This window comes from Agromyces albus, assembly GCF_004134825.1.
GTDB lineage: Bacteria > Actinomycetota > Actinomycetes > Actinomycetales > Microbacteriaceae > Agromyces > Agromyces albus.
Window position 1 is genome coordinate 38511 of the sequence record NZ_SDPN01000007.1, and the last position, 24378, is coordinate 62888.

23 protein-coding genes are annotated in these 24378 nt (G+C 68.6%); 7 read left to right on the top strand and 16 right to left on the bottom strand.

Annotated features, from left to right (window positions below; all coding sequences use genetic code 11):
• Positions 1 to 5: 5 nt before the first annotated feature.
• The 6 genes from ESP51_RS05490 to ESP51_RS05515 all read right to left on the bottom strand — a co-directional run bounded on the left by ESP51_RS05490 (position 6) and on the right by ESP51_RS05515 (position 7094).
• Positions 6 to 2192 carry a cell wall-binding repeat-containing protein gene (locus ESP51_RS05490; RefSeq protein WP_164990424.1) on the bottom strand — a complete coding sequence of 729 codons (2187 nt, stop codon included), beginning with the start codon at positions 2190 to 2192 and terminating at the stop codon, positions 6 to 8.
• Between the two features lie 292 nt (positions 2193 to 2484).
• Positions 2485 to 3291, bottom strand: a complete 807-nt coding sequence (locus ESP51_RS05495; protein ID WP_129519893.1) for a hypothetical protein — start codon at positions 3289 to 3291, stop codon at positions 2485 to 2487.
• Between the two features lie 52 nt (positions 3292 to 3343).
• On the bottom strand, positions 3344 to 4258 hold the full coding sequence (locus ESP51_RS05500; protein WP_129519894.1) for an NAD-dependent epimerase/dehydratase family protein: 915 nt from the start codon (positions 4256 to 4258) through the stop codon (positions 3344 to 3346).
• Complete coding sequence (locus tag ESP51_RS05505) at positions 4209 to 5597, bottom strand: SDR family NAD(P)-dependent oxidoreductase (protein ID WP_129519895.1); 1389 nt, start codon at positions 5595 to 5597, stop codon at positions 4209 to 4211. Before ESP51_RS05505 ends, ESP51_RS05500 begins: the two co-directional genes overlap by 50 nt.
• A gap of 6 nt (positions 5598 to 5603) precedes the next feature.
• The gene (rfbA, locus tag ESP51_RS05510; RefSeq protein ID WP_129519896.1) at positions 5604 to 6479 is read right to left on the bottom strand and encodes a glucose-1-phosphate thymidylyltransferase RfbA; all 876 of its coding nucleotides are present in this window, start codon (positions 6477 to 6479) and stop codon (positions 5604 to 5606) included.
• 3 nt (positions 6480 to 6482) lie between these two features.
• Complete coding sequence (locus ESP51_RS05515) at positions 6483 to 7094, bottom strand: dTDP-4-dehydrorhamnose 3,5-epimerase family protein (protein WP_129519897.1); 612 nt, start codon at positions 7092 to 7094, stop codon at positions 6483 to 6485.
• 78 nt (positions 7095 to 7172) lie between these two features.
• On the opposite strand from ESP51_RS05515, the gene rfbB reads away from it, so the two are divergent.
• Together rfbB and rfbD are read left to right on the top strand one after the other, a co-directional pair.
• Complete coding sequence (gene rfbB / locus ESP51_RS05520) at positions 7173 to 8174, top strand: dTDP-glucose 4,6-dehydratase (RefSeq protein WP_129519898.1); 1002 nt, start codon at positions 7173 to 7175, stop codon at positions 8172 to 8174.
• Complete coding sequence (gene rfbD, locus ESP51_RS05525; protein ID WP_129519899.1) at positions 8134 to 9033, top strand: dTDP-4-dehydrorhamnose reductase; 900 nt, start codon at positions 8134 to 8136, stop codon at positions 9031 to 9033. Before rfbB ends, rfbD begins: the two co-directional genes overlap by 41 nt.
• 40 nt (positions 9034 to 9073) lie before the next feature.
• On the opposite strand, the gene ESP51_RS05530 is transcribed toward rfbD, so the two are convergent.
• Positions 9074 to 10726: a glycosyltransferase family 2 protein gene (locus ESP51_RS05530; protein ID WP_164990425.1), complete on the bottom strand. Its 1653-nt coding sequence runs from the start codon at positions 10724 to 10726 to the stop codon at positions 9074 to 9076.
• 83 nt (positions 10727 to 10809) lie between these two features.
• On the opposite strand from ESP51_RS05530, the gene ESP51_RS05535 reads away from it, so the two are divergent.
• Positions 10810 to 11718, top strand: coding sequence for a glycosyltransferase (locus tag ESP51_RS05535; protein ID WP_164990426.1), 909 nt, complete (start codon positions 10810 to 10812; stop codon positions 11716 to 11718).
• Between the two features lie 72 nt (positions 11719 to 11790).
• A complete protein-coding gene (locus tag ESP51_RS05540) occupies positions 11791 to 12927 on the top strand; it encodes a glycosyltransferase (protein WP_129519902.1) in 1137 nt (378 codons plus the stop codon).
• Positions 12928 to 12992: 65 nt separating this feature from the next.
• Here ESP51_RS05540 and ESP51_RS05545 read toward each other — a convergent pair whose 3' ends face one another.
• From ESP51_RS05545 to ESP51_RS05555, 3 genes are all read right to left on the bottom strand, one after another.
• Positions 12993 to 14357, bottom strand: coding sequence for an LCP family protein (locus ESP51_RS05545; protein WP_129519903.1), 1365 nt, complete (start codon positions 14355 to 14357; stop codon positions 12993 to 12995).
• Positions 14354 to 14821, bottom strand: coding sequence for a 5-(carboxyamino)imidazole ribonucleotide mutase (purE, locus tag ESP51_RS05550; protein WP_129519980.1), 468 nt, complete (start codon positions 14819 to 14821; stop codon positions 14354 to 14356). Before purE ends, ESP51_RS05545 begins: the two co-directional genes overlap by 4 nt.
• A 92-nt stretch (positions 14822 to 14913) precedes the next feature.
• Entirely contained in the window at positions 14914 to 16044 is a 1131-nt protein-coding gene (locus ESP51_RS05555) for a 5-(carboxyamino)imidazole ribonucleotide synthase (RefSeq protein ID WP_277871064.1), read from the bottom strand.
• An 86-nt stretch (positions 16045 to 16130) separates the two neighbouring features.
• On the opposite strand from ESP51_RS05555, the gene ESP51_RS05560 reads away from it, so the two are divergent.
• Positions 16131 to 16700, top strand: coding sequence for a GtrA family protein (locus ESP51_RS05560; protein ID WP_241842995.1), 570 nt, complete (start codon positions 16131 to 16133; stop codon positions 16698 to 16700).
• Between the two features lie 12 nt (positions 16701 to 16712).
• Here the strand turns inward: ESP51_RS05560 and ESP51_RS05565 are convergent, their stop codons facing one another.
• The 3 genes from ESP51_RS05565 to ESP51_RS05575 all read right to left on the bottom strand — a co-directional run bounded on the left by ESP51_RS05565 (position 16713) and on the right by ESP51_RS05575 (position 19125).
• Positions 16713 to 17552 (bottom strand): DarT ssDNA thymidine ADP-ribosyltransferase family protein, encoded by an 840-nt coding sequence (locus ESP51_RS05565; protein WP_164990427.1) that lies wholly within the window; start codon positions 17550 to 17552, stop codon positions 16713 to 16715.
• A 102-nt stretch (positions 17553 to 17654) separates the two neighbouring features.
• Positions 17655 to 18218 carry a PH domain-containing protein gene (locus tag ESP51_RS05570; protein ID WP_129519905.1) on the bottom strand — a complete coding sequence of 188 codons (564 nt, stop codon included), beginning with the start codon at positions 18216 to 18218 and terminating at the stop codon, positions 17655 to 17657.
• 7 nt (positions 18219 to 18225) lie between these two features.
• Positions 18226 to 19125: a biotin--[acetyl-CoA-carboxylase] ligase gene (locus ESP51_RS05575; protein ID WP_129519906.1), complete on the bottom strand. Its 900-nt coding sequence runs from the start codon at positions 19123 to 19125 to the stop codon at positions 18226 to 18228.
• Between the two features lie 141 nt (positions 19126 to 19266).
• Here ESP51_RS05575 and ESP51_RS05580 point away from each other — a divergent pair, with 141 nt between their 5' ends.
• Both ESP51_RS05580 and ESP51_RS05585 read left to right on the top strand, forming a co-directional pair.
• A complete protein-coding gene (locus ESP51_RS05580; protein WP_422386830.1) occupies positions 19267 to 20865 on the top strand; it encodes an acyl-CoA carboxylase subunit beta in 1599 nt (532 codons plus the stop codon).
• A gap of 8 nt (positions 20866 to 20873) precedes the next feature.
• Complete coding sequence (locus ESP51_RS05585; protein WP_129519908.1) at positions 20874 to 21113, top strand: acyl-CoA carboxylase epsilon subunit; 240 nt, start codon at positions 20874 to 20876, stop codon at positions 21111 to 21113.
• Between the two features lie 329 nt (positions 21114 to 21442).
• Here ESP51_RS05585 and ESP51_RS05590 read toward each other — a convergent pair whose 3' ends face one another.
• From ESP51_RS05590 to ESP51_RS05600, 3 genes are read right to left on the bottom strand one after another with little or no spacing between them, the layout of a single operon-like run.
• A complete protein-coding gene (locus tag ESP51_RS05590; protein WP_129519909.1) occupies positions 21443 to 22453 on the bottom strand; it encodes a hypothetical protein in 1011 nt (336 codons plus the stop codon).
• Positions 22450 to 23688, bottom strand: coding sequence for a sensor histidine kinase (locus ESP51_RS05595; protein WP_129519910.1), 1239 nt, complete (start codon positions 23686 to 23688; stop codon positions 22450 to 22452). Before ESP51_RS05595 ends, ESP51_RS05590 begins: the two co-directional genes overlap by 4 nt.
• Complete coding sequence (locus tag ESP51_RS05600; protein WP_129519911.1) at positions 23675 to 24367, bottom strand: response regulator transcription factor; 693 nt, start codon at positions 24365 to 24367, stop codon at positions 23675 to 23677. The genes ESP51_RS05595 and ESP51_RS05600 overlap by 14 nt, the downstream gene beginning before the upstream one ends.
• Positions 24368 to 24378: the final 11 nt, after the last annotated feature.

Sequence of the window (24378 nt, forward strand, 5' to 3'; positions counted from 1 at the left end):
TCGGTTCAGCAGCCCGTGAGCTGCTCGACGGCGGGTGTGAGCGAGTTCGGCCCTCCGAGGAGGATGAGCTTCGTCGAACCGAGTCGCCCGGTCTCTGCCGGAAGCCCTTGGGCAAGGCACGTCGTCGGGGTGACGTACAACGGGCTGGAATTGCGTGCCGCCAGTGCCGCTCCGGCAAGTGCGTCGGGGAAGTTGAATCCGTTCGCCACGTAGACCGACGCGCTGGTTGAGAACGCATCCTGATTGATCGTCTGTGACGCCACGAATCGATCCGCACCGCCGAGCCGTGTCACCGAAGGCGCGCGGCCGGCGAGTGCCGACTGGATGCCGGGTGACACTGAATTCACTCCCCCCGCGATGCGGATTGCATCGGGGGCCAGATCGTCCACGAGCGCCAAGGTCGCAGAATCGAGCGTCGACGCGAATCCCGGCACCAGAAGAACGGGCGAAGACTTCGACCCGGCGGCCGCACTCGCCGAGAGCGCGTCTGGGAAGTTCGCACCGGTTGAGATGTAGAGCACCTCAACCCCCTCGTCGAAGATGGCGTCGACGAGATTGCGCGAGGCCGCGTACCGGTCGGCACCGGCGTACCGTTCAACGGTCGGGGTCGGCGTGAGGGTGCGAAGCGTCGATAGCACGTCCTCGGAGACGGAGTTCACGCCGCCCACGACCACGATTCGGGAGGGGTCGAGGCGATCGATCTCGTCGCGGACGGCGGTCGGAAGCCCTCCGCTCGTAGTGAGCAGCAGCGGTCCACCCTCCATTGCGGCAGCGGGTGCAGCGCTCAGTGCGTCGGGGAACTTCTCACCGCTCACCAGGTAGACGACGGGAGCGGTGTCGGGGAAGCCGGCCTTGGAAATGCCGACCGCGGCCTCGTAGCGGTCTGCGCCGGAGATCCGTTCCACCGTCGGGCGCGGTACGAGCGTGACATTCCCGGACACGACGGTCGACCGGCTCCACGAGCCATGCGCCGTCACTGCCGTCCAGGTGTGGGGCCCTGCTGCCACGCCGGTGAGTGGCACGGTCCACGACTTCGTCGTCGGATTGACATTCGCCGTCCTCGGCGTCGCCTCACCGTCGACGTGCACCCGCACGTAGGTGCCGAGCACTGCGCTCGGCACCGTTCCCGTCAACGAGTCGCCCACGAAACCTGTGCGGTTGAGGGGTCCGGCCAGGACCGGCGCGTTCAGTGCGAGTGCCGGCTCCCAGTTCGTGTGCTGACTGGAGATGCTGCCGTACGGGCCCGGCGCCGTCATGGGGAAGAACGCCGCCAGGCCGTCCTGTGCGCAGGTGTCGAAGGTACCAGCGGAGAGGATACCCAAGGCGAAGTTGCCGGTCAGACCCGGGCCCCCGCTGTCTCCGGGAAGCGCGCATGCATCGGAGATGATGGCATTGACAGCGTGGCCGTCGACGTTGATCAGCGCGTCTACATCCAGGATGTGGCCGCACGTCCAGCCGCTGGTGATACCTGATTTGCAGAGCACCGCCCCCACGATCCCCGACGTTACACCCGAGACCGACATGCGGCCGGTGCCGGGGGAACCCTGTCCCCCACCCCACCACGAGGCGGCGGGCTTCGGCACCAGGGCCGCCGATGTGACGGCCACCAGCCCGGAGTCGTACTCGTCGCCGAACCGGAACGTCGAGTCGAGCACAGAGCCGATCGCCGTGCCGAACGTGCCGCCGCCCGGTGCGGTCTGGGAGATGGTCATCGGGCTCACGGGTCCGGGCTCGACCCCGCGGATGCAGTGGCCGGCGGTCACGAACTCGGGGGCGCCGGTGGTGGCGTTGTACCCGTTCAATCCGATGGAGCAGCCGTAGTCGAATCCGGCGTACGAATACCCCCAACCGGTTCCGCCCAGCAGATCCGCAAGGGCGCGCATGCTCGGGAAGTCGCCGCGACCCTCAGGCTCGTCACCGATGGTCGCGCGTGCGCCGCGCTGTTCGGCGATCGCGGCATCAGCCGCTGTGCGAACCTGCACGGCTAGGACCGTGCCATCGATGCGCGAGTCGACGACGTCGACTCCGTTCGCCTTCAGGTCAGCCACGACCGCTGCGCCGTCCGCCGCCGCCGCCGCCTGCGCGAGATACTCGGCGGACGTCAGTCCGAGGTCGTTCTCGACCGCATCGACGAGCCCATCCGGCAGTTCCTGCGCGTCGGCCGTGAACTCCGATGCACTGTAGGAGCCCATCTTCTGCTCGACCGCGGGCGTATCTGGTTCATGCGGCGTCGCGTTCACGGCGAATGCCGGTGCGCCTGTCCAACTCGTAATGATCAGCGCCAAGCTCGTGCTGACAACCCCGGTCATCGCCATGATCGATCGCTTCAAAGACCTCTCCCTCTGCAGTTCCTCCGGCGAGACTACTGGTCCGGAAGGCCGGACATGACGAGCGGAGAGACTTTGCCCCGAAAGGGGGTCAAAGCTCCCGGATCATGTCGTCGGGTGGTCTGTTCGCATGCTCACTCGGGAGTCGGAGAAGTCCTCAGCGAGGCTCGTCCGCCGCCTCGAGAGCGCGTAGGTATTGGAGGAACTCGACCTTCTTGTCGATGAATGACCGGTACGAATTGGTCTCGTCGAGCACGAACTCGAGGTGCACGGGAAGCCGGCGAAGTTCGTAGCCGTGCTCGCGTGCGAAATGCGTGAACCAGAGGTCGTCGAGGAACCAGTACTCGAGGGGCAGGTCACGAAAGAACGACTCGTCGCCGAATATCTCGATATCGCACACCATCCCGCCCGGGCCCACGTGATTGACGGCCTCGCCTGGCTCTGCGAACGTGCGATGCCAGTACGATTCGCCGACCATCCACGCCCAGAACGCGGCAGCCGTGCGCGGGCGATATTCGCGCAGGCAGACCTCGAGGAAGTCGGCGGGGATGTCCTCGTCGTCGTCGACGACGACAACCGGCCCTGTGACACCTCGGGCGACGAGTTGCCGAGCCCAGTAGAACCGCGCGATCGATCCCAAGTTGAACGGTGTCTTCACGATCGACACGGAGCGGATGCGCCCGCCCGGCTCGTAGGACTCGAGCTGAGAGAGGTACTCGGCGTGATCGGCCTTGTTGTTGTTCCAGAGGTAGACCTCGACAGCCGCGTCGGTCGTTTGGGCGTCCAGCATCTCCAGCATGGGGATCAACCGCGTGGGCCGATTCCAAAGGCACATGAGCACGGGAAGGGCGGTGCCGGTCACGCCGACGCGAAGTATTGGCGTGCGACTCCTGAATCGACCGGATGCCAACCGGCTGCGGATGAACCGGGCAGCTCGGTCGATGAGGAGGTGTTTCAGATGCACGACGAACAGACTACGACGTGGATGCCGACCACGCCGATTCGGCCGGATGCCGTCAGTACTGATCACGGACGGTCAGCGGTCGGGGGGAGAATCCCAGCGTGCGGCGCGCTCGGCTGATCTCAGCCACGCTATAGCTGGCTGCTCTACGAAGCACCTCGAAGTCCTCGCCGGGCCGAAGCCCGAAGAGCTCGACGATCCTGCGGTTGGTGGTGGGCACGCCGGTGCCGATATTGACCACTCCTGATGCGGGGGAATCCAGCACCAGGGCGGACTCGATAGCTGTCGCTACGTCGGCGACGTGAACGTAGTCTCGGACGAAATCGTCAAGGCCCGCGAGCACAAGTCGCTCATCGGACGACCGGTACCGGACCCGCTGGATGAGCGACGAACCGAAGCCGGGGCCGTAAACGTTGAAGATCCGCAGGGCGATCGACGAGAGGCCATCGGATGCCGCGACCGCGTCGAGAGCTGCCTCGGCCTCGAGCTTCGTGCGCGCATACAAGGACTGCGGCGCTGGTTGGTCCTCCTCTGACACCGGCCGATCGTATCCGTCACCGTAGACCGCCGCCGACGAGGCGAACACCAGCCGGCGAACGCCCGCCCGTGCCGCGCGCAGGGCCAGGGCGTGGGTGGCCTCCACATTGACGCGATGAGTCATGCCGGGGTCGGACGCGGCCGCCGCTCCGGTGATCGCGGCGAGGTGCACCACCGCCTCGGGTCTCTCGCTCTCGACGATGCGAGCGAGCGCAGCCGTATCGGATATGTCGACGGGATACTCCGACGAATCGCGCGAGGTGCGCGACGGGCCGATGATTCGCACGATTTCGTGTTCACCACTGAGGGCAGCGGAGACCGCCCGCCCCAGGGGACCGGATGCCCCGGTCAGGAGTATCTTCATCGCGTCACGCTCGGCTGCCCTACTGGATGCCGAAGCCGAACGATCGCAAACGTTCGATCGCGTCGGCATCGCTCATCCTGTAGGCGAGGCTGTCGTCGACGAGGAGGCGGATCTCGTCGAATCGCGAGCCGTCGGCATCTTCGGTGTGGTCGTTGGTGGCGAAGATCTTCGGGTTCGCGGTCGGCGATACACGAGTCGGCTCGTAGCTGAGCTCCTCGTACATCTTCTCGCCCGGACGAAGTCCGATCACATCGATCGTGAGTGTCGGATCGACGATCTTCACCAGGCTCCTCGCCAGGTCCATGACGAGCACCGGCTCACCCATGTCCAGCACGACGGTGTCGCCGTTCGCCCCGACCACGGCGGACTGGATGATGAGCTGGGCGGCTTCGTCGATGGTCATGAAGAATCGCGTGACATCCGGATGCGTGACCGTCAAGGGCTGGCGCTCGGCGAACTGCCGGCGGAAGATCTGCATGACGGAGCCGTTGCTCTCGATCACATTGCCGAAGCGGACAGCATTGAACTGCGTGCCTCCGCCCTGCGAGGCGAGGGCGCTCATGAGCATCTCGCCGAGTCTCTTGGTTGCGCCCATCACGTTGACGGGGTTGACGGCCTTGTCCGTGGAGACGTAGACGACGTTCTCGACTCCGAATTCGATCGAGGTCTGCATCGTGTTCAGCGTTCCCCAGACGTTGTTGTTGATGGCTTCGAGCGGATTGGACTGCATCAGAGGAACGTGCTTGTACGCCGCGGCATGGAAGACGACGTTCGGGCGATACTGGGTGAAAATCGCTTCCAGGCGTTCGCGGCTCTTCACATCCGCAATTGCGAACCTGACATTCGTTCGGGATTCGAGCTCACGACCGAGGAAGAACAGGCCGTTCTCCCATCGATCGACGGCGACCACGAGACCGGCGCCGAGAGCGGCGAGCTGCCGCACAAGTTGTGAGCCGATCGACCCGGCAGCGCCTGTGACGAGCACGACCTTGCCCTCGACGAATGCCCGCGAGGTCATCAGGTCGTGCTTGACCGGTCGGCGCCCGACTAGGTCGAGCACGTCGACGTCGGTGAGATCTTCGATGCGGACGGTCTCTCGAGCGAGCGTGCCGTACGTCCGTGGCACGATATCGATCTCGACGTCGTCGGCAGTGATGGAGTTGACGAACGAGCGCAAGTCCGCGGCGTCGATCGAGGGGATTGCGAACAGGATCACCCTCACGTCGTGGTCGGCCAAGACGCGATTGACCTCGGCCAATGTGCCGAGCACTTCCCGACCCGTTGACACGTCGTCGAGGAATCCGACGACCTCTCCGCCGTGGCGGCGGATGTCGTCAGCGAGTGCCCTGCCGGCGGTTCCGTGGCCGACGATGATCGCCCGCCGACCCGGACCCGTGAACTCAACCAACGCCGACTACTTCCCGTCTTCGACGTTCAGGAGGCTGTCGAGATAGCTGCCGTACCCGCTCTTGCGGAGTGGAGCGGCGAGTGCCGCGAGTTGTGCGTCGTCGATCCAACCGGCACGCCAGGCGATCTCCTCGATGCATCCGACCTTGAAGCCCTGCCGGTCCTCGATGACCCGAACGTACTCGGACGCCTGCATCATCGATTCGAACGTACCTGTGTCGAGCCAGGCGGTGCCCCGGTCGAGTACCTGGACGTGCAGTCGCCCCTGCTCGAGGTAGCGCTCGTTGACGGTGCTGATCTCGAGTTCGCCGCGTGCGCTGGGCTTGATCGACTTCGCGATCTCGACCACGCCGTTGTCGTAGAAGTAGAGCCCGGGCACTGCGTAATTGCTCTTCGGCTTCGTGGGCTTCTCCTCGATCGAGATCGCCCGGCGTTCATCGTCGAACTCGACGACGCCGTATGCCGTGGGGTTGCTGACGTGGTAGGCGAAGATCCGCGCGCCATCGACTTCGGAATTCTCCCGAAGCGACGAACCGAGTCCGGCCCCATGGAAGATGTTGTCGCCGAGCACGAGCGCAACGCTCTCATCGCCGATGAACTGCTCGCCGATGATGAACGCTTGGGCGAGCCCTTCCGGAGCTGGCTGCACGGCGTATTCGATCGCGATACCGAGCTCGGAGCCGTCGCCGAAGAGCGCGCGGAACTGGGCGTTGTATTCAGGAGTGGTGATGATGAGGATCTCGTTGATGCCGGCCATCATCAGCGTCGACAGCGGGTAGTACACCATCGGCTTGTCGTAGATGGGCATGAGCTGCTTCGAGATGCCCTTCGTGATGGGCCACAACCGCGTGCCGGATCCGCCGGCGAGAATGATTCCGCGCATCGTCTATCGCCCCTCTGTCGCGAGTGAGTCGTAGAACGCACGAGCGGCGTCCCAGGTTGGGAGAAGACCGGACGCCGCTGCATCGGCGAGGCTCGGCGCGTCAGTGTCCTTGGGCGAGAGGAGCAACTCGCCGGCGCTGTCGGGGAATTCGAGCGCCACGTCGGGATCGAGCGGGTTGATGCCGTGCTCCCGCTCGGCTTGGAACGGTGCGCTCACCAGGTAGGACACCGTGGCGTCGTCGGTGAGCGCCACGAAACAGTGGCCCAAGCCTTCGGCGATGTAGATGGCCCGGCGGTCGACGTCATCGAGCAGCACGGAATCCCATTGCCCGAACGTCGGCGAACCGACCCGGATATCGATCACGAAGTCGAGGACTGCACCGCGCGTCGCGGTGACGTACTTCGCCTGACTGGGCGGGACGTCGGCGAAATGGATGCCCCGGACAACGCCGCGCTTGGAGACCGACGTGTTCGCCTGAGCGATTGAGAGCCGGTGGCCGAGCCGCTCCTCCAGGTGATCGAATCGATACCACTCGAGGAAGACACCGCGGTCGTCGCCGAACTGCCTCGGGGTGATCTCGTAGCTGTCGGGGATCTTCAGTTCGCGGATTTGCACGGAGAGCAGTGTACCAACGCGACGGCGGCATGCGCCGAGTGCACAGTTTCCGACAGAACCGGTGGGTAGGATATCCGGGTGTCAAGACTCCTCGTGACCGGCGGTGCCGGCTTCATCGGCTCGAACTTCGTCCACTACGTGATCGCGAACACCGATCACTCGGTGACCGTGCTCGACAAGCTCACCTACGCCGGCAATCTGGCCTCGCTCGAGGGCCTGCCCGCCGACCGCTTCCGCTTCGTGCAGGGTGACATCTGCGATGCGGCGCTCGTCGACGAGCTCTTCGGCGAGCACGATGCGGTCGTGCACTACGCGGCCGAGAGCCACAACGACAACTCGCTCGAGAACCCCCGCCCGTTCCTCGACACCAACATCATCGGCACCTACACGCTGCTCGAGGCGGCACGCAAGCACGACATCCGCTTCCATCACATCTCGACCGACGAGGTCTATGGCGACCTCGAGCTCGACGACCCGGAGAAGTTCACCGAGCAGACGCCCTACAACCCCTCGAGTCCCTACTCGTCGACGAAGGCCGGCAGCGACCTGCTCGTGCGTGCGTGGGTACGGTCCTTCGGTGTCAAGGCGACGATCTCGAACTGCTCGAACAACTACGGCCCCTACCAGCACGTCGAGAAGTTCATCCCCCGGCAGATCACGAACGTGCTCCGCGGCGAACGCCCCAAGCTCTACGGCAAGGGCGAGAACGTGCGCGACTGGATCCATGCGAACGACCACTCCTCGGCCGTGCTCACGATCCTCGACAAGGGTGAGATCGGCGAGACCTATCTCATCGGTGCCGACGGCGAGAAGAACAACAAGGAGGTCGTCGAGCTGATCCTCACGCAGCTCGGGCAGCCTGCCGATGCGTACGACCACGTCGTCGACCGCCCCGGGCACGACCTCCGCTACGCGATCGACTCGACGCGTCTGCGCACTGAACTCGGCTGGGAGCCGAGATTCTCCGACTTCGAGGCCGGCCTCGCCGACACGATCGCCTGGTACCGCGACAACGAGGCATGGTGGGCGCCGCAGAAGGATGTCACCGAGGCCCGGTACACCGCGCAGGGTCAGGGGTAGCGGCGAGGTGCGATATCTCATCACCGGCGCGAGCGGCATGCTCGGGCGCGATCTCCAGTCGACGCTCGAGGGTCGGGAGGTCACGGCTCTCGGCCGTGCCGATCTCGACGTGACGGATGCCGCGGCGGTTCTGGCCGCGGTTCGTGGCCACGATGTCGTCATCAACTGCGCCGCCTATACCAAGGTCGACGACGCCGAGGCCCACGAGGCCGACGCCTACGCCGTGAACGCCACCGGCGCCGGCAACCTCGCCGAGGCGGCGGCCGCCGTCGGCGCCAAGATCGTGCAGGTCTCGACGGACTACGTGTTCGACGGGCATGCCACCGCTCCCTACGCCGAGGTCACGCCTCGCGCGCCGATCTCGGCTTATGGCCGCACAAAGGCCGCCGGCGAGGAGCTGGTGCTCGCACGCAACCCCGATGGCGCATATGTCGTCCGCACCGCGTGGCTGTACGGCGCACACGGACCGAACTTCGCGAAGACCATGCTCGCCATCGCAGCGTCCCGCGACACGTGGTCAGTGGTCGACGACCAGCTCGGGCAGCCGACGTGGACGGCCGATCTCGCCGCGCAGATCGTCGCGCTGCTCGATGCCGGCGCCCCTGCCGGCATCTACCACGGCACGAACTCCGGGGCCGCGACCTGGTTCGAGTTCGCACGGGCCGTGCTCGACGAGTCGGGTCTCGACCCCGAGCGGATCACTCCGACCGACAGCTCCGCGTTCGTCCGTCCGGCGCCGCGCCCGTCGTACTCGGTGCTCGGCCACGATGCCTGGGCGGCGGCAGGCCTGTCCGAGATGCGACCGTGGCGCGAGGCTCTCGCCGACGCGGTCCGGCACCGAGCGCTCACCGCCGCGTGACCCACGCCGCGACGTGGCATCCGTCGCGGCCTCCGCTCGATCAGCGGCTGTGCTCCTGCTCTCGCGAGTACCGATCGCGCTCGATGCGCGTGCCCCATCGCGCTTGCAGGTCGTCGAGTTCGCTTTCGAGCACTCGAGCATCGCGGGTCTTGGATTCGAAGTGGTAGAAGGCCGTGTCGCCCGCGCACAGGATCGTGTATCCGCGCATCCGCACCTTCATGCTCAGGTCGACGTCGTTGTAGTTGCCGGGGAACGCGAGCGAGAAGCCGCCGACCTCCCGGAAGAGCTCACGGGAGATGATCGCGCACGCCGCAGTCACACCTGAGACTTCGCGTGTGATAGCGAGGGTCTCGATGGGGGCGCGCGCACCCGGCGTGATTCCGAATCCGACGTGGCCGGCGCCACCGCCGTGGTACAGGTGACCGAGATGCTGGATGGAGCCGTCTTCGAAATAGAGGAGCGCGCCGACGAGTCCCACACCCGGCTGTTGCACGATCGACAGCATCCGCTCGATCGAAGCGGGCTCGATGAGCTCGATGTCGTCGTTCAGCAACAGCAGGTACTCGCCGCTCGCTGCCGCAGCTCCCCGGTTCATCTTGGCGCTGAAGTCGAATGCGCTGCTCCAGCGGACGAGCTTCAGCCGGTCTCCGGCGACCGCGTCCAGTTCGTCGACCACGCGTTGGGGCGTCGCATCGTCGGCGACGACGACGATCTCGAGATCGTGGGTCGTGCCCCGTTCCAGCAGTCCGCGGACCGCGTCGACCACGAAGGTCCGGTCGGATCCGGCGATGGATCCTGAGCCGCCACGCGTCGGGATGACGACCGAGATCGTCGACGGATGCAGCCGCTCGTACGAGACCCGACGGCGGCCGAACCGCGTCGCCTCCACGCGAGCCGCCACCCCGTCGTCGGCGAGCGCCCGGCGCACGACCGCGACCGCCCGTTCGGCGGGCTCGCCCTCCCGCGTGTCGACGGCAGGTCCCCAGCCGAGCACGGTCCGCAGGCGGCGGGCCTCTCGCTCGGGAGTGCGGAGCGCGAAGTCCAGGATCTGAGCTCCGTCTGCACTCGCCGAGAAGCCTCCCCGTTCCCTGAGCGCGCGCACCGACACTGCGACGACCGGACCGAGGTAGTCCTCGGAACGCAGCCGGAAGGGAGAGAACGCCGGGGCCTTGACGCGCAGGCCGGAGGGGGCCCGACTGTCTCCGTATATCAGCTGGACCGACGTCTCACCATCGAGGGCGTCGTCGAGTGCGGCGGCCCCCGCCGTGGAGAGCACTCCACCGAAGCGGAGGAAGACGAGATACGGGGTCGTCGCGCGGGCGAGCAGTGCGTTGCCGGAGCTGGCATCTGCCGGCTCGGGGACGACCTCGTAGAGGCGCCGGTTCGAGCCCGGTCGACCGAGAACGACATGCTCGAGGCGAGACCGCAGACGAATGGCTTCGCGGCCGCCGCGACGCTCCAGGCGCCGCAGGAATCGTCCGGGCCTGGAGGCGATGAGGCGATGCGACGCGGCGCGCGCGAGCGATCGCGCCCGAGATGGCACGGCTCGGGCCGTCGAACGACCGAACCGCTCGGCCGCCTCAGCGCCCATGCGTGCATCGTCACGGCGGAACGCTTCCTCACTCGCGCGCTCCTCGGGCGACAGGACGTACTCGCGCCGCGATGACCATGCTGGGCCGTCTGCAGTTTCCACGGCGTACGTCCTCTCGTTCGGCAACAGTGAACTACTCTAATGTGCGCAGGAGGCCGCACAGCGGCCTCGCGGAAGGACCCCCAGTGCCACGTGTGATCGCCGTCGTGCCCACCTATCGACCCGATGATGAAGCCGTCGGGCACCTCCGGCAGATCGCCCGGCAGGTCGCGGCGGTCGTCGTCGTCGATGACGGCAGCGGCGCCGCGGCGACGTCGATCCTCGACGCGGTGGAAGCGGAGGTCACTCGCGTCATCCGCCTCACCGCCAATTCCGGCATCGCCGCGGCTCTGAACGCTGGCGTCCGTTGGGCACTCGACAACGATGCGGACTACGTCCTCACGGTCGACCAGGACACGAACCTCCCCGAGGGATACGTCGAAGCGGCACTCGCGGTGTTCGACGCCGCGAATCCCGTCACCCGCCTCGGCATCGTCTGCGTCGATGCGGTGAACGGTGCGCCGGCCCTGCCGACCTGGAGTTCGCCAGAGGGTCTGGGGCTCGTGCCGGAGGCGATCCAGACGGGGTTCGTCATCAGCCGCGAGTGCCTCGAGACGGCCGGGCTGTTCGATGAGGGGCTCGTGATCGACACCGTCGACACCGAGTACTGCCTGCGCGTGCGCGACCGCGGATTCCGTATCGCCGTCGCGAAGGGCACGAACATCGGCCATTCGATCGGACGGCGAGCCGAGCTCCGCCCGTTCGGCGTGGCAGTGCGGCATGCGAACGGCCGCATCGCGACCTACCAGTACCACTCGCCCTTCCGTCGCTACTACATCGCGCGGAACAACATCGACCTCATGCTGCGCAATGTCCGAAAGCGGCCGAGGTGGGTGCTGACGGTGCTGAAACGTGAGATGGGCGGCATGATCGTCTCGATGGTGAGCGGGCCGCAGCGGATCGCACAGGTCCTCGCGATCACGACGGGCACGTTGCACGGGCTCATCCGTCGCCGCGGCATGATCCCTCCGTGGCTGAGGCGCTTGGTCACCTGAGCGGGTGATCGAGCGACGGGGGTTATCGTGTTCACCGGGGATGCGCCGCAGGTGCGCGGGAAAGGAAGCAATGTGACCACCACCCTCCGCGTCATCCTCGACCAGATCGTCGCCCCGGTCCCCGGCGCCCTCGGGCGGTACACGCTCGACCTGGGCCGCGCGCTCGTCGAGGCATCACCCCGGAACTGCGCCGTCGAGGGGATCGTCTCGTCATCGCTGCCCGACGACTACGACCGCGTGCTGCGCGAGGTACCCGGCCTCGCCGGCCTCTACAAGACGACCCTCGCGCGACGTGAGCTCGCCGCGGCGTGGCAGCTCGGGATCACGACGTCGCCCGGCGGCGGCATGATCCATGGCATGAGCCTCTTCGCCCCCCTGCGCAAGCACGATCGCACCGACGGCAACCAAGTGGTCGTCACCGTGCACGACGTGCTCGCCTGGACGAACCCCGAAGCGCTGAGCGCGGCATCGGTCGCCTGGCAGAAGGGCACGCTGAAGCGCGCGCACAAGCATGCCGACGCGATCGTCGTGCCGACACACGCCCTCGCCGAGCGACTCGGCATGATCGCCGACTTCGGAGATCGTGTGCGGGTCATCGGCACGGCGCCGCGCTCGGGCCTCACGATCGGACCCGACGCCGACGAGCGAGCGGCACGCCTCGGGCTGCCGCGCGAGTACCTCGCCGTGCCGGGTACCCTCGAGCCCCGCAAGGGCGTCGTCGACGTGCTCGCCGCGCTCGGGCGCTCCGGCGTGCCGGAAGTGCCGGTGGTGGTCATCGGCCCCGAGAGCTGGGGCGACCAGCACCTGGCGACCGTCGCCGAGGAGTACGGCGTCGATCCCGCCCGCATCCACCACCTCGACGAACTCGATCCGGCCGACCTCGCCGTCGTGATCGGCCGGTCGCTCGCGTTCGTCGACCCGAGCCACGACGCGGGCTCCGGCACCTCGCTCATCGAGGCGTTCAGCCTCGGCGTTCCGGTCATCCACTCGGATGCCCCGGCGTTCCTCGAGGTCTCCGCCGGCGCCGGCCTCGCCGTGCCGGTGGGGGTCGGCGACGGCTACATCGACCGGCTCGCCGCCGCGATCACCTCGGTCATCGGCGACCGATCGTTCGCCGACCGGATGGCGCTCACGGGCAGCGATCGCAGCCGCGCCTTCAGCTGGCGGGACTCCGCCGAACGCGTCTGGCAGTTGCACGCCGACCTCTGAACCGGCAGCGCACGCCGACCGGCAGGCGCCGCGCGGGCGACTTCCGACCGGTGCGAGAGCGTCGACTACCCCTCGGCCGGTTCCTCCGTCGGCGGGAAGACCGCCTGCTGCACGAGCTGGCGGGCGTAGTCGTAGTCGGGATCCTCCGGGTCGATCCCGTTGTCGGGCACGAGCTCGACGTCGGTGATCGGCAGCGCCTTCGTCTTCGACGCGAGGTCGACGAAGTAGCCGAGCATCGATTGCGGGATGTCGGTCTTGACGACCTGCGACCCGGCAGCGGCGATCTCCTGGAACTTCGAGAGTACGTTCGCGGGGTTGAACTGCTCGAGCACCGCCTCCTGGATCTGGCGCTGCCGCGCCATCCGGTCGTAGTCGCTCGTGCCGTGGCGCGAGCGCGCGTACCAGAGCGCGTGGTAGCCGTCGAGGTGCTGCTCGCCGGCCGGGATCCACTCGGCGACGGTCGTGAACGTCTCGTCGGCGTGGATCGGCACATCCTCGGGCACCGTCACGGTGACCCCGCCGAGTGCGTCGATGAGCTCGAGGAAGCCCTGCATGTCGATGAGCACGTAGTACTGGATCTGGAGGCCGGTGATCGCCTCGGCGGCGTCGCGCATCGCCTCGATGCCGGGCTCGCTGCCTTCGTTGACGGCGTTCGGGTACATCTCGGGGCTCATGAGCTCGACCTCGGTGTAGATCGAGTTCAGCATGCAGACGTCGACCTCGCAGCCGTCGATCGAGCCGTAGCCCTCGGGGTACACGGCGGCGAGCGGCGAGTCCTCGTTGAAGGGCACGTCCTCCATGTTGCGCGGCAGGCCGATCGTGACCGCCTGCCCCGTCTCGGCATCGACGCTCACGACCGTGATGCTGTCGGGCCGCAAGCCGTCGCGATCGGGACCTGCATCACCGCCGAGGAGGAGGAAGTTGTACTTGCCGTCGATCGGCGGCTCGGTCGGGCCGGCCACGAAGACCGAGGACAGGAACCCGCTCGCGGTGGTGGCGACGTAGGCGCCGTACGCTGCCGTGCCGGAGAGGCCGATCATGACGAGCGTCGTGAATCCGGCGAGCCAGGCACGAGCGGAGGGCGCGGTCTTCACGAGGCGCACGAGGCGCAGCGTGTCGAGGGTCAGGATGACCCACAGCACCGCGTAGAACGCCAGCACGAGCGCGACCACCCACAACGTGATGGTCGTCGAGAACACGGTGTAGAGCACCGCCGGCCAGAGGAACCACACCACGAGTGCCGCGATTGCGATCAGCCAGAGCGTGATGGTGGCGCCGAGCCCGAACCGGCCGAGCTTGCGGTCGCCTGCGAGCACCTGCGACGAGCCCGGGATGAGGAAGTTGAGCACGACGAGCCACCACGCGCGCCGGGTCATGACCGTGCGCGACGCGAGGTCGGGGAAGCGAATCGGGCTTGCTGCGAGACTCATCGGGTGGACTTGAGCCGTTCGTTCTTCTCCTCGACGAGGGTGGCGAGGGCGGTGGCGTAGTCGGCGAGCGCAGTGCTGAGCGCGGCATCCGACGTCGCGAGGATCTTCACGGCGAGCAGGCCCGCGTTCTTCGCGCCGCCGATCGAGACGGTCGCGACGGGAACCCCGGCGGGCATCTGCACGATGGAGAGCAGGGAGTCGAGCCCGTCGAGCCGGCCGAGCGGCACCGGCACGCCCACGACGGGGAGCGTCGTGACCGACGCGAGCATGCCGGGCAGGTGGGCGGCTCCCCCGGCGCCCGCGATGATCACCTTGAGGCCGCGCTCGGCGGCCTGCTTGCCGTAGGCGATCATCTTCTCGGGAGTGCGGTGCGCGGAGACGACCTCGACCTCGTGGGCGACGCCGAATTCGTCGAGGAGCTCGGATGCCTCGCGCATCACGTTCCAGTCGGAGTCGGATCCCATCACGACGCCGACGAGCGGGGTGGTGTTGCCTGCAGTCACTCGACGATCCTAAAGCCGCGGACTGTGAGAAGGCCGCAGGGCGCGCAGTGCGATCAGTCCTGGAACACGGCGGCCGCCGCGCGGGCCTCGTAGACAGCGTCGTCGAGGTCGGATCCGATCGCCGTCACGTGGCCGACCTTGCGGCCGGGTCGCGGCGCCTTGCCGTAGTTGTGGATCTTGACGGTGGGGTGGCCCGCGAACGCCTCGGCGTAGCGATCGGCGAGCGTGCCCTCGACCGGTCCGCCGAGCACGTTGACCATCACGGCCCATTCCTCGTGGCAGCCGGTGCCGCCGAGCGGCAGGTCGAGCACCGCTCGCAGGTGTTGCTCGAACTGGCTCGTGGTGGAGCCGTCCATCGACCAGTGCCCGCTGTTGTGCGGCCGCATCGCCAGCTCGTTGACGAGCACGCGATCGTCGGTCGTCTCGAAGAGCTCGACGGCGAGCACGCCCGTGACGCCGAGCCCCTCGGCGATCGCGATCGCGACGTCGGCCGCGACATCCGCGAGCTTTCCGGCCGAGCGCGGAGCCGGAGCGATGACCTCGCTGCAGACGCCGCCGACCTGCACCGTCTCGACGAGCGGCCACGCGGCGATCTCGCCGCTCGGGCGGCGCGCGACGAGCTGGGCGAGCTCACGGCGGAACTCGACGAGCTCCTCGACGAGGAGCGCACCGGCACGGCCGTCTTCGGCGATCGTCGCGAACCACTCGGCCACCTCTGCGGCAGTGTGCACGACGCGCACGCCCTTGCCGTCGTAGCCGCCTCTCGGGGTCTTCACGACGGCGGCACCGCCGTGGTCGGCGATGAACGCGTCGAGTTCGGCCGGCGTCTCGACGCGGGCCCACTCGGGCACGGGCAGGCCGAGCCTCGACAGCCCTTCGCGCATGAGCAGCTTGTCCTGTGCGTAACGCAGGGCATCAGGACCCGGATGCACCGGCACGCCCGCGTCGACGAGGGCGTGCAGCACATCCTGCGGCACGTGCTCGTGGTCGAAGGTGACGACGTCGACCTCGCGCGCGAAGGCGAGCACGGTCTCGGCATCGGTGTAGTCGCCGACCCGCTCGGCTGCGATCGCCGCCGACATGCCCTCGGCCTCGGCGAGCACACGCAGCTCGACGCCCAGTTCGATCGCCGCGGGGATCATCATCCTCGCCAGCTGGCCGCCGCCGATCACTCCGACTCGCACTCCGTGCACTCCATTCGCCGCCCTCGTGGGGCCCCTACGGGCGCCTCGTCCAGTCTAGGCGGAGCCTCGCGGCATAGGATGTGGCGGTGTCCAACCAGGTCGTGAGCGTCGCCGAGCGGCTCTGGCACGGGCTCCTCGCCTACGCCGTGAAGTTCGGTGTCGTCGGCCTCATCGGCCTCGTCATCGACGTGACGCTCTTCAACCTCCTGCGGCTCGGCGTCTTCGGCGACGACCACTGGGCGCAGTCGGCGATCGGCGCGAAGACGATCTCGACGAGCGTCGCGATCATCTTCAACTGGCTCGGCAACCGCTACTGGACCTTTCGCAGGCACCGCCGCCGCAACTACGTGCGCGAGTTCGCCGAGTACCTCGTCGTCTCGCTGGGCGGCATGGCGATCGCCCTCATCTGCCTCTGGGTGAGCCACCACATGCTCGGCTTCACGAGCCTCGTCGCCGACAACATCGCGACGAACGTCGTCGGGCTCGCGCTCGGCACGGCGTTCCGGTTCCTGCTGTACCGCTTCTGGGTCTACGGTCACCACCGCGCCGACGGGCTCTCGAACCTCGACCGCGTCGAAGAGGCTCAGCGCACCCTCTTCGAGGAGCCGGCGACGAGCACCCCCGATGCGCCCACCACCCCCCGGGAACGCCCCTAGCGCGGCGAGCTGCTACTCGGCGTCGTCGGGGGTCGGCTGGAACCACGGCGGGTACACCGCGACGCGAGTGCGCAGGCCCGCCGCCGCGAGCGCGGATCGCACGCGGTCGCGCACGGGGTCGTTCGCCACGGCGATGAGTGCGACGTTGTCGAGCGGCAGGCACTCGCGAACGAGCAACTCGGCCGTGTGCAGGCGCGCGCCCTCGTCGTCGCGGTGCAGGCGCTGCAGGGCCCGCTGAATCTCGGGCCAGGCGGATGCCTCGAGCGCGCCGCCGGCCGCGGCATCCGCGTCGGTCACGACGATCGCGCCAGGCAGTTCGGCGTCGTCGCCGAGCGCTCCGGCGACGGAGCTCACGAGGATCACGAAGTCGGCAGGAGCGCGCTTCGTCGTCTCCTCGGCGAGTCGCGGGTCGGGCGTCGCGGTGCGCACGGCGTTCCAGACGTGGGCGTCGGTCGTCAGGAGGAACGGCACGTAGTCGGCCACGACCGCGTCGGTGCCGTCGATCGTCGCCGTACGGCGGAACTCACGGGCATCTGGGGCCGAGACGTCGACGACCGGCTTCGCGCCGGCGGCATCCGCGAGCAGGGCCCCCGCGTGGAGGATCGGGGCGAGGTTGTCGAAGTGCGTGACGTGATAGATGCGCAGCGCCTTCGCGTCGATCTGCGGGGCATCGGCGAGGAGCGTGGGCCGCGAGGCACCGGGCACGCGGGCCGGTGGACGGCGCGGCCTGGTTCCCGTGGCGCGCCCGCTCCGCGGCAGCGGCGCGGCCTTCGGAGCCGGCTCGAACTCCGGCGGTGGGAAGCAGATGGCGCACAGGCCGTCGTCGAAACCATGGATGCATTCGTCGGCCAAGTGGAACCCTTCATCGCGCGGCTCGCGCTCGGGGGGCGCACGAGACCACTTATCTACGTTACGTCCTCCGGAGGCCTCGTGGGGCACATCGGCGATTCGAGCTCAGCGCCCGCCCCACACGACGGTGTCGCCGTCGATGGTCGACTGGTCGGCGCGACGCCGATCGCCGATGATCGTGTGCGCGTCCTCCATGAGCTCCTGGAGCGCGGCCTGCACGACCTGTGGCCGCGGCACGTCTTTCAGCACGACCGGGCGATCGTGCCCGGTGTTGATCCGCACATCGCCCGAGCCGAAGGCGCTCTGCGCCCAGGTGCGGCGCACGCTCACGTCGTAGCCGCGGCTGTGCAGCAGCTCCTGCCGTACGCGCACGAAGACACCGCTGCGAAGGATGATGCGCCGCGTCGTGACGGTGGTGCGCCGGGTGAGCCAGGCGAGGAACGGCAGGAACGAGAAGACGAGCACCGCGAGCGTCGCGATTCCCGCGATGGCGAGCTGCTGCCAGGGTTCGCGCAGGGTTGCCGCGGCGTAGGTCGCAACCCCCGTCACGGCGATGAAGAGCACCGTCGGCAGCACGAGGATGCGCCCGTGCCGTCGGAGCCGTGCGACGACGCGCTCGACCGGCAGTGCAGGCGGCGCGGCCGGCTCGTGGCTCGCGGCGGGGCTCATATGCCCATTAATACCGCAGGTGCGTCACGTCGCCGGCGGCGACAGACTGCGGCTCGCCATTCTCACGGTCTCGCACCACGAGGCGGCCGTCGCGGTCGATCCGCTCGGCGACGCCGAGGAGCTCGCGGCCGCCCGGCAGCTCCACTCGCACCTCGGAGCCGATCGTGCCGCAGAGCGAGCTGACCCGATCGGCGATTCCGCTCGCCGCGGCATCCGCCCCGTGCTCGGCGAAGGCCCGGAACAGCGAGAGGAATCCGCTGAGGTAGTCGGCGAGCACGGCGTCGGCGTCGGGCTGCGTGCCCGTGACGAGCAGGAGCGACGTGGACGTGAGAGTGGGCAGGTCGTGCTCGTCGAGCGTGAGGTTGAGGCCGGCGCCCACCACGACCGCGCCGGACTCGGGAAGCAGCTCGGAGAGGATGCCGCACACCTTGAAGCCCGAGATGAGCACGTCGTTCGGCCACTTGAGCTCGACCACGACGCCGCCGGTGCCGTCGGCCTCGAGCGATTCATCGGCGCCCGCCGGCGGAGCGGATGCCCCGGCTCCGGCCTCGTCGCCGGCGGCGGCCATCGATCGCCCGGCCTCGACGGCCCGTTGCACGGCCTCGGTCATCGCCGCTCCCGCGATGAGCGGGATCCAGCCGTAGCCGTCGGCCGGGAACGGTGCGCCGCCCGGGAGCTCGGGCCGCAGCAGCACCGAGATCGCGAGCGTCTTTCCCGTGGGGGCGAGCCAGGTGCGGCCGAGGCGACCGCGGCCGCGGGTCTGGTTGTCGGTGACGATGACGGCGCCCGTCGGCCAGGCCGCGGCATCCGGTCCGATCGCCGCGGTGCGCATCTCGTCGTTCGTCGAGCCGGCCTCGGCGAGGAACTCGAAGCGCGGCACCGCCTTTCGGCTCCGCTCCCAATCCATCGGCACCTCCGGTTGCTCGTGTCGAGTTCAGGCTAGTGTCCGAACGGATGCCGGGCATGGCGATAGCCACGAGCGCCGTGAGGAGATTTGTAGGATTCCCTCAAGTAATGCGGCCGGATGGGCGCCGGTAGAGTGAACGGCGTGACCGAAGCGACTGACGGCCCCGACCTCTCCACGACTGCGGGCAAGCTCGCCGACCTCAAACTCCGCTACCACGAAGCCGTGACGGCGAGCGGCGAGGCGGCCATCGAGAAGCAGCACGCCAAGGGCAAGATGACGGCGCGCGAGCGCATCGCCGAACTGCTCGACCCGGGCTCGTTCGTCGAGCTCGACGAGTTCGTGCGTCACCGCACGCACGCGTTCGGCATGGACGTGAAGCGCCCCTACGGCGACGCGGTCGTCACGGGAACGGGTACGATCCACGGCCGACAGGTCGCCGTCTACTCGCAGGACTTCACGATCTTCGGCGGCTCGCTCGGCGAGGTCGCCGGCGAGAAGATCATCAAGGTCATGGAGCTCGCCCTGAAGACCGGCGTGCCGATCATCGGCATCCTCGACTCGGGCGGCGCCCGCATCCAGGAGGGCGTCGTCGCGCTCGGCAAGTACGGCGAGATCTTCCGTCGCAACACGGCGGCATCCGGGGTCATCCCGCAGATCTCGATCGTGTGCGGCCCGGCCGCCGGCGGCGCCGTCTACTCGCCCGCGCTCACCGACTTCGTGATCATGGTCGACAAGACGAGCCAGATGTTCGTCACCGGTCCCGACGTCATCAAGACCGTGACCGGCGAGGACGTCGGCATGGAGGAGCTCGGCGGCGCGCTCACCCACAACACCGTCTCGGGCGTCGCGCACTACCTCGCGAGCGACGAGTCCGATGCGCTCGACTACGCCCGTACGCTCATCTCGTTCCTGCCCGACAACAACATGTCGGACGCCCCGGTGTACGACGCCGAGCCCGAGCTCGAGATCACCGACGAGGACCGCCGGCTGAACACCGTCATCCCCGACTCCCCCAACCAGCCCTACGACATGCACTCGGTCATCGAGGGCATCGTCGACCACGGCGACTTCCTCGAGGTGCAGCCGCTGTTCGCGCCGAACATCGTCGTCGGCTTCGCGCGCGTCGAAGGGCGCTCGGTCGGCATCATCGCGAACCAGCCGAGCCAGATGGCGGGCACCCTGAACATCGCGGCCGGCGAGAAGGCATCACGCTTCGTGCGGTTCTGCGACGCGTTCTCGATCCCCATCCTCACGCTCGTCGACGTGCCCGGCTACCTGCCCGGCACCGAGCAGGAGTGGACCGGCGTCATCCGCCGCGGTGCGAAGCTGCTCTACGCCTACGCCGAGGCCACCGTGCCGCTCGTCACGATCATCACGCGCAAGGCCTACGGCGGCGCCTACATCGTCATGGGCTCCAAGCAGCTCGGCGCCGACATCAACCTCGCGTGGCCGACCGCCGAGATCGCCGTGATGGGCGGGCAGGGAGCGGTCAACATCCTCTACCGCGCCGAGATCAAGGCTGCCGAGATCGCCGGTGAGGATGTCGCGGCCGTGCGCACGAAGCTCGCCAACGAGTACACCTACAACGTGGCCAGCCCGTTCCTCGCCGCCGAGCGTGGCGAGCTCGACGGCATCATCGAGCCGGCCGCCACGCGTGTCTCGGTGGTCAAGGCGCTCCGCGCGCTCCGCACCAAGCGGGCGAGCCTGCCGCCGAAGAAGCACGGGAACATCCCGCTCTAGGGGGCACCATGGCCGACAACACTGCACACTCCGACGCCGAATCGGCGGCCGACATCCGCTTCGTGACGCCCGACGTGAGCGCCGAGGAGGCCGCTGCGGTCACTGCGGTGCTGCTCGCGGCGATCGACGAAGGCGAGGCCGAGGCATCCGTGCCCGAGCCCGTTCGCGACCACTGGGTTCGCAGCGGCGGCGCGCTGCGGGCTCCGTTCCAGACCGGCCACGGTCGCTGGCAGCGCGCGGGGCGATGACGCACGTCGTGTCCCCCGATCTGCCGTGGCCCGCGGGTGCGCTCCCGCGGATCGGCGGGCGATGGTGCCCCCCGTCGCACGAGGGGGACACCACCTGTCCCCCGAAATGACGACTTTGCAGACGCTCGGCCGTGCACCACGATAGGTATCGCAGGCTCCTCAGGAGTCGCCACGGACATCGGTCGGGTAACCGATGACCGTTGGGGGCGAGTCAGGGCGATATTCGGGTTGTCGCCGTGTCTCGGGCTTGATGGGGGGCCGATCTCAGATCGGCCCCCCACTCTCTTTTCCGGCGTCGACCGGCGTGCCAGAGGTTCCTCCTCGCGCGGTCACAGTGCGCGCGGAATCTCCAGCCAGAGCTCGACCTCGAGGTCGTCGGTGTCGACTCCGGATGACTCGGATCCCGAATCGCGCAGGCCCACGACAGTGACCGCGACGGGCGAGCCCTCTGCAGCGGTACGGGCGATGATGCGATCGGCGTTCGAGCCGGCGACGGCCTCGGCGAGTCGCGAGAGCACCCGGTCGCGCGCCGCTTCGTCGAGATCGTCGATTCCGCCCTCGTCGAGGAGGTTCACGGTGATGCCGCGCTCGCGGGCGCGTTGCACCTCGACGCGGACGCCGTCGGTGAGCAGCATCCGTCCGCGGATCTCATCGCGGATCGCCGCCTCGAGCATGCGGCACTCGCGACGCTGCGCCTCGGTGAGCGCACCGTTGCGATCGGCGATGCGGCGCAGCATCGGCGCGGCGATCCGGTTCGTCTGCGCGAGGCGCATCCGGCCCTCGAAGAGGTGGGCGTCTTGGGCGGCCTGCCACGCCGCAGCCTCGCGCTCGGCCTGCGCGTACCGCCGGGTCTCCCGCGCGGCGTTCGTGAGCGCCGTCGTCAGCATGTGCGCGGTCGCCACCCAGACGATGCTGCCGATGACGCCCAGACCGCCGAGCGAGAGCGGCCCCGCCCACACGACGCTCTGCACGGCGAGGATGACCACCCCGATCCACGCGGTGATGAGCTGTCGCCTGGCAGCGGCGATGGTCATGAGCGTGCCCACGGCGGCGACGTACCACGTCGCGTAGCCGTTCTCGCCGCCAGGATCGAGTTGGCTCGTCACGAGGAGCGGAAGCACGATGCAGATGGCGAGGTCGAAGGCGGCGAGCCAGTCGGGCATCCGCAAGCGCTGGGCGGGCCAGAGGCTCAGCACGGTCGCGACCGAGTAGAGCAGGAGGGCCGCCACCGTCGGCCACGGCGACGTCGGGATGTCGAGCGAGTACACGCCGAGGACCACGTGGTAGATCGAGAACATCGCCCCCAGCACGAGGAGGAGCCAGCGCGGAACGGAGATCATGCCCGGTCCCCCTCGACACCCGCGGGCCAGGCGAGGGTCACCGTCGTGCCGTGCCCGACGCGGGAGACGATCTCGGCCGAGCCGCCTGCGTTCGACATGCGCTCCTCGATGGAGACGCGAAGTCCGAGCCGCTCGCCGGGCACGTGGGCGGGATCGAAGCCCCTTCCGTTGTCGGAGATCTCGATGACGCATCCCCCCGCCCGCACGCCGCGGATGCGGACCTCCCGACGAGTCGAGCGGCCCGCCTCGTCGGCGTGCTGGAGGCTGTTGACCATGGCCTGCACCGAGGCGGTGTAGAGCGCCTCGACGACTTCGACCGGCAGCTCGACACCGCCCGCGTTCACGACCCGCACGGTGAACGGCGTCGAGAACGTCGTGAGCGCTGCGCGAAGGCGCCGGACCAGGACCGGCAGTCCGATCCGGTCGAGCACCCGTGGTCCGGTCGCGGCCGCCTCGTCGAGGCGCTGGACGGCGTCGCGGGCCATTCGCGCGGCGAGGGCCTGCTCCTGGCTCGACTCGGCCGCCGCCGCGGAGAGGAGCGTCGTGAGCACGCTGTCATGCACGAGCGCGTCGATCTTCACCCGCTCGCTCTCCGTGGCGTGCTGGCGGGCCGCGAAGTCGTAGCGCTGCAGCGCCGCCTCCTGCGCCGAGTCGACGGCCTCGGCAGCCTGGCGGAGCATCGTGACGATGATGAGCACCACGACGCCGAGGATCACGGCGTACATCGCGTCGAGCACTGCGAGCAGCACGTCAACCTCGCCGCCCGCCGGCAGGAGCCGGATGCCGCCGTAGATCGCCGGCACGACAATCGTGTACGCGGCGGCCCACACCGCGGGGAGGGCAACGACGGCCGCGGTCGTGGCCACGGTGCACACGTAGTAGAGCCAGGGCGCACTTTCCGCGATGAGCGCAGGCTTCGCGACGAGGAACGGCCACGCGAGGAGCGCCACCACGTAGAGGCCGGCGAATGCCAGGCACGCGGTGCGCACCGCGACCTTCGTGACTGTCGCCACGGCGAGGGCCACGATGGCGCCGTACAGCACGGCCATGAGGGCGGGTCCTGCGCCCTCGACGAGCACCGACGACTGCGCGATCGCGCTCGGCAGCGTCTGCGCTCCGAATACGAGGCCGAACAGGCCGAGGGCACGCGACGAGATCGTCTCGACCTGCGCCCTCGTGACGGCGGCTCTGCGGCGCGGCGCGATGCGCGTCACGCGCCATTCAGCGGCGGGCATCCCCGCCGTCGATGTCGAGACCGGGGAGGATGCCGTCTTCGACGGCGCGGCGAAGGAGGTCGACCTTCGTCGGCGCCGGCCGCCCGACCTCGACGTACTTCGCTCGGATCCGATCGAGGTACTCGCGCGCCGTGGAGTGCGCGATGCCGAGTTGCATGGCGACGAGCTTCAGTGGGAGCCCGGAGGCGTAGAGATGCAGTACGTCGCGTTCGCGGCGGCCGAGCTGCGCCTTCGCGAAGTCACGGTCGGCCTCGATGGCACTCGCCCACTCGACGTTGTTCAGCACCTCGCCGCGGGCGACGACGGCGATCGAGGCGATGACCGACGACATCGGCGACGCCTTGGGGATGACCCCGGCTGCACCGGCCGCGAGCGACTCCCGCACGGCGGCGACCCGGTCGGCGATGCTGTGCACGAGCACGCCGCTGCCGGTGGCGAGCACCGCGCGAACGTTCTCGGTGACCGACGAACCGTCGCCGAGCGACAGGTCGAGCACGACGACATCGCAAGCACTGCCGTCGAGGGCCTCGAGCAGTTCGGGCACGTTCGCCGTGTCGGCCACGACGTCGTAGCCCGCGGCCTGGCAGGCTGCACGCAGGCCGAGCCGCACCGCCTCATGATCGTCGACGATCGCGACCGTAGCCGTTTCCCCCGGCGCTCGCCCCACTCCGCCCGTCACGCGGCCCCCTT